This window comes from Kitasatospora sp. NPDC024654 (assembly GCF_055559155.1).
On the sequence record NZ_JBVHLF010000061.1, the window covers coordinates 3,029 to 7,182 of the forward strand.

The following is a 4,154-nucleotide window of genomic DNA, read 5'->3' on the forward strand; positions in this document are numbered from 1 at the left end:
TCCCCAACCAGGTCCCAGGGCCCCTCGAACACGGGCCCCCAAAACAACTCCCCCCCCCGAACAACACCACCCCCACCCCCGACCAACCGGTCCCGGGCCCGGATCCGTCGTGCTCAGGGCAGCTTCTCCAGTACCACCCGGACCCGGTCGGTGAACTCCTCCTCCGGCGGCGGTCCGCCCGGTTCCAGCCGCCACCAGGCGCGGCCGCGCTCGTACCAGTCCAGGACGGCCGGGAGCGCCTCCCGGACCACCGGCGCGAGCTGGCCGGCGGTCTCCGGGGCGAGCCGCTCCCGGACCGCGGTCAGCAGCTGCCGGGCGGCCTGCGCGGGCGGCTCCGGCCAGCCGGACCGGGTCACCCGCTGGTCCTGGGCAGCCAGCTCCCGGCCCAGCCGTCCGGCCAGCTCGACGTCGGCGGGCGGCGGGCTGGCCGGCGGCGGGCTGGCGGGCGGAGGCGGACTCACGGGTCGCGACTTCACGGCCGGCCGTGGGTCGGCGGCCGGCTCGGGCGGCGACTCGGTGGGCTCGGTGGGCTCGGTGGGCTCGGTGGGCTCGGTGGTGGCCGGTGGCTCGGCCGGCTCCGGTTCGGCCCGAGCCGGGAAGGCCAGTCCCAGCACCGCGCCCGCGCCGTACAGCCCCGCCACCGCGCCGGTCCCCACCACCGCCCGGTCGGCGCTCGGCCCCAGCAGCGTCAGCAGCAGCCCGATCCCCGCGCCGCCGCACCCCAGCAGGTGCGCCCGCGAGCCGAAGTAGGCCGGCACCCGCCTACTGGTAGCCACGGATGTCCTCGAACACGCTGTTCAGGTCCCCCGAGGTCCCGTCGAAGAGCAGACCGCCGGTGGTGTCCGCGATTCCCTGCAACTGCTGCCGGGCGCCCTTGCCGAACAGGATCGGAAAGACCGGCACCGCCTGCTGGGCGGCCGGCAGCGCGTGGTAGAAGGCCGTGAAGTCGGCCGCCGTCGCCCCCTCGTTGCTCTCGCCGTCGGTCATCAGCACGATCGAGGTGAACCGGTCGTCCTGTGCCGCCGCCTGCTGCTGGGCCACCACCCGGTACGCCTGCTCCAGGGTGCTGTAGATGGCCGTGCCGCCGCCCGCCGACAGGCTCTGCACGTCGGCGTCGATGGCCGTCAGTGCGGTGCCCGGGTCGTCCGCCGGGACGGTGTGGGTGTGCTGCCACTTCACCGCGTCGGCGAACGAGATCAGCGTGACCTCCTCACGGTCCCGGAACCGGTTGACCGCCATGGTGTCGGCGGCGCCGGTGAGTTGGCCCAGCGCCCGCTTGAGCGCGGCCAGCCGGGGGCCCGCCATCGACCCGGAGGTGTCCAGCACGTAGACCGTCCGGGACGGCCGCCGCAGCTGGTTCTGGTACGCCGCGAGCAGCGCGTCCGCCACCGCCCGGCTGCCCGGGAACGGCAGCTCGGGCCGGATGTCGGTGGGCAGCCCGGCGGCCGGTGCCACCCCTGGGGCGACCGGCCGCCGTTCGGTGCTGTCGGAGATCTTCCGCTGTACGTCGGGCCGCAGCAGGTAGGCCGTCAGCCGCTGGAAGGCGTCCCGGGCCTGCGCCGAGGCGGAGGCCAGCAGGGTCAGCGGATAGTCGGCGGAGACCACGCCGTCGGTCGGCCGGATCACGGTGAGCCTGGCGTCGGCCGGCAGCGTGCGGTTCAACTCCAGCAGCACCGACTCGTAGTTGACCAGTGCGCCGACCTGCGGGCCCGAACCGCCCTGCGCGGTCCGGGCGTAGGCCTGGGCCAGCCAGCCGGAGGAGCCCGAGGTCAGCTTCTGTCCGGTGAAGAAGCTCCGCAGCGCCGGGGTGGCCCTGGTCACGTCGTCCTGGGTCAGCGCGGCCTGCGCGCCGGAGAACGCAGAGGCCAGCCCGACCAGTGCGGAGAGACCGGAGTTGGAGCGTGACGGGTCGGTCATCCCGAAGGTGAGCTTCTGCGCCGCCACCGCGTCGCCGATCTGCGACCAGGTCACCTTGGCCGGATCCCAGCCCAGCGCGGTCAGTTGGGAGGAGCGCACGCCGATGGCGACCGGCGAGACCATGATCGGTGTCTCCGAGAGCAGCTTGGCCGCCCCCGCCGGGTCGAGCCGCAGGTAGCGGTTGGACGGGAACCAGAGCGCGTCGTAACTGCCGTCCGCTTTACCGGAGGTGACCGTCTGCGCGCCGTCCAGCGTTCCGCCGTAACTGAGTTGGACGGTCACTCCGGTGGCCTTCCTGGCGTCGTCCAACACCGGTGCCATGTCCTGGAGTTCACTGCCGGCCAGTACGCGCAGGGTGACCGGCGGCCCGGCGGACGATGAGTCGCCCGGGGCCGGCCGCGGGTGCGCGGAGTCGCAGCCGGCCGTCACGGCGAGCAGCAGGGCCAGCAGCAGGGCGGGCAGGGGCTTCGGTATCCGCATCAGTTCCCCTTGGCCGCGGCGATCAGTTGCTGCATGACCGGCGGTGCCGGGATGGCCACCTGGGCCACCCCCGCCGCCGTCAGGTCCGGTGCGAAGCCGGTGGTCCTGGTGGCCGCCATCGCCTTGCCGAACGCGGTCGGGTCGCCGGCCGGCCGGAAGCCGTTCGCGGCCTCCAGCTGTTGCAACTTGGGGTCGTTCTCCAGCGCGTCGGCCAGCCGGTGGGCGTTCGGCGTCAACTCGACCACGGTGTGGTCACTCAGGAAGGTGGTGTCGGGATAGAGCAGCACGGTGTCGCCCGGCAGCTGCCCGGCCTCCGCCGCGGCGGCCACCTGGGACTCGTAGACCCAGACCAGCGGGTTGCCGACGCCGGACAGGAAGTTCCGGAACGGCCCGTCGGAACTTGGCAGTTGGGCGCCCTGGATCTCGGTCAGATGGCGCAGGAGCGATCGGGCCCGGTCAACTCCGGCCTGGTCGGCCACTACTGTGTCGCCGTTCGCCAGGTAGGACATCACCGCCAGGTGCAGCGCGCCGGAGGAGGAGCTGGCCGGGTCAGTGGTGGTGACGTACAACAGGCCGGTCAGCGAGGGATGTTGGGCCGCACCCCGCAGGCTCTGCCAGGTGGTCTGGGCGTTCAGTGCCTGCAGGTAGGCGGTCATCCGGAAGGTCCAGACGCCCGACGCGGAGCGGGTGGCCAGGCCGTTCTGGGCCAGCAGCGCCGCAGTGTCCCGCTTGGCCACGATCACCAGCGGCGAGTAGAACGGCCGGACCGGCACCGGGTTCAGGTCGCCCGGGATCGAGTCGGCCACCACCGAGCTGGAGGGGAAGACGAAGTCGTCGTTCTTGTCGTCCGTCGGCGTCATCTCCAGTGAGCCGGCCGGGACGACCTGCACGGTCAGGCCCTTGGCCCGTAGCTCCGCCTGCACCCTGGGGTCCGCGAAGAACGCCGACTTCTCCGAGCCGACCAGCCCGGTGAGCACGGTCTGTGGCGGTAACGGCGGCGAGCCGCAACACCAGGGCCGCCAGATCAGCACCACCACGCCGGCGATCAGCACCAGTGCCGACACCACCCCCAGCAGACGCCGCACGGCGTTCTCCCCCTGTCCCAGCTCGTCCGGACCCAGAGGGTCCCGCCGGGGGCCGAGCACGGCGCGGCGGACAGGTGAACCGGAGGTGAACAAGCCATCCCGGAACCGCATCGGCGAGTGGCTGCTGGGGCCAACTCCGCTTGGTGACAAGAGATGTCACGCTGCCTCAGAGGGTTCAACGAAGCTTTCGGCAACGGTCACCCGGAGGTCTGCCGGAACGTCATTGTTACGCGCCGGTAATGAATACCCTCAGTCCCATGCGCCGAGCAAAAATCGTCTGTACCCTCGGGCCCGCCGCCGACTCGTACGACCAGATCAAGGGCCTGGTCGACGCCGGCATGGACATCGCCCGATTCAATCTGAGCCACGGCTCGCACGCCGAGCACGAGGAGCGGTACCGCCGGGTCCGCAAGGCCGCCGACGAGACCGGCCGAAGCGTCGGCATCCTGGTCGACCTTCAGGGCCCGAAGATCCGGCTGGGCACCTTCGCCGAGGGGCCGGTACTCCTTGAACGCGGCGACGACTTCACCATCACGGTGGAGGACGTCCCCGGGGACAAGGAGCGCTGCGGCACCACCTACCAGGGCCTGGGGGGGGGGGGGGGGGGGGGGGGGGGGGGGGGGGGGGGGGGGGGGGGGGGGGGGGGGGGGGGGGGCGGTCGCGGCAGGGGGC

Annotated in this window: 4 protein-coding genes; 1 reads left to right on the top strand and 3 read right to left on the bottom strand. The window is 72.7% G+C overall.

What is annotated here, in order from left to right; genetic code table 11:
* Window positions 1-113 precede the first annotated feature (113 nt).
* The 3 genes from ACZ38L_RS28205 to ACZ38L_RS28215 are packed head-to-tail and all read right to left on the bottom strand — an operon-like array spanning window position 114 to window position 3,482.
* Window positions 114-776 (bottom strand): hypothetical protein, encoded by a 663-nt coding sequence (locus tag ACZ38L_RS28205; RefSeq protein WP_465698427.1) that lies wholly within the window; start codon window positions 774-776, stop codon window positions 114-116.
* Window positions 763-2,397: a vWA domain-containing protein gene (locus ACZ38L_RS28210; protein ID WP_465698429.1), complete on the bottom strand. Its 1,635-nt coding sequence runs from the start codon at window positions 2,395-2,397 to the stop codon at window positions 763-765. The genes ACZ38L_RS28205 and ACZ38L_RS28210 overlap by 14 nt, the downstream gene beginning before the upstream one ends.
* On the bottom strand, window positions 2,397-3,482 hold the full coding sequence (locus ACZ38L_RS28215) for a hypothetical protein (protein WP_465698431.1): 1,086 nt from the start codon (window positions 3,480-3,482) through the stop codon (window positions 2,397-2,399). The genes ACZ38L_RS28210 and ACZ38L_RS28215 overlap by 1 nt, the downstream gene beginning before the upstream one ends.
* Before the next feature lie 257 nt (window positions 3,483-3,739).
* Here ACZ38L_RS28215 and ACZ38L_RS28220 point away from each other — a divergent pair.
* Window positions 3,740-4,154, top strand: a 415-nt coding sequence (locus ACZ38L_RS28220; protein ID WP_465698433.1) for a pyruvate kinase, incomplete at its 3' end; no start/stop codon positions are given.

Coding starts and splice junctions, on each gene's coding strand:
- ACZ38L_RS28210 (WP_465698429.1), bottom strand. CDS start 2,397: ATGCGGATACCGAAGCCCCTGCCCGCCCTGCTGCTGGCCCTGCTGCTC.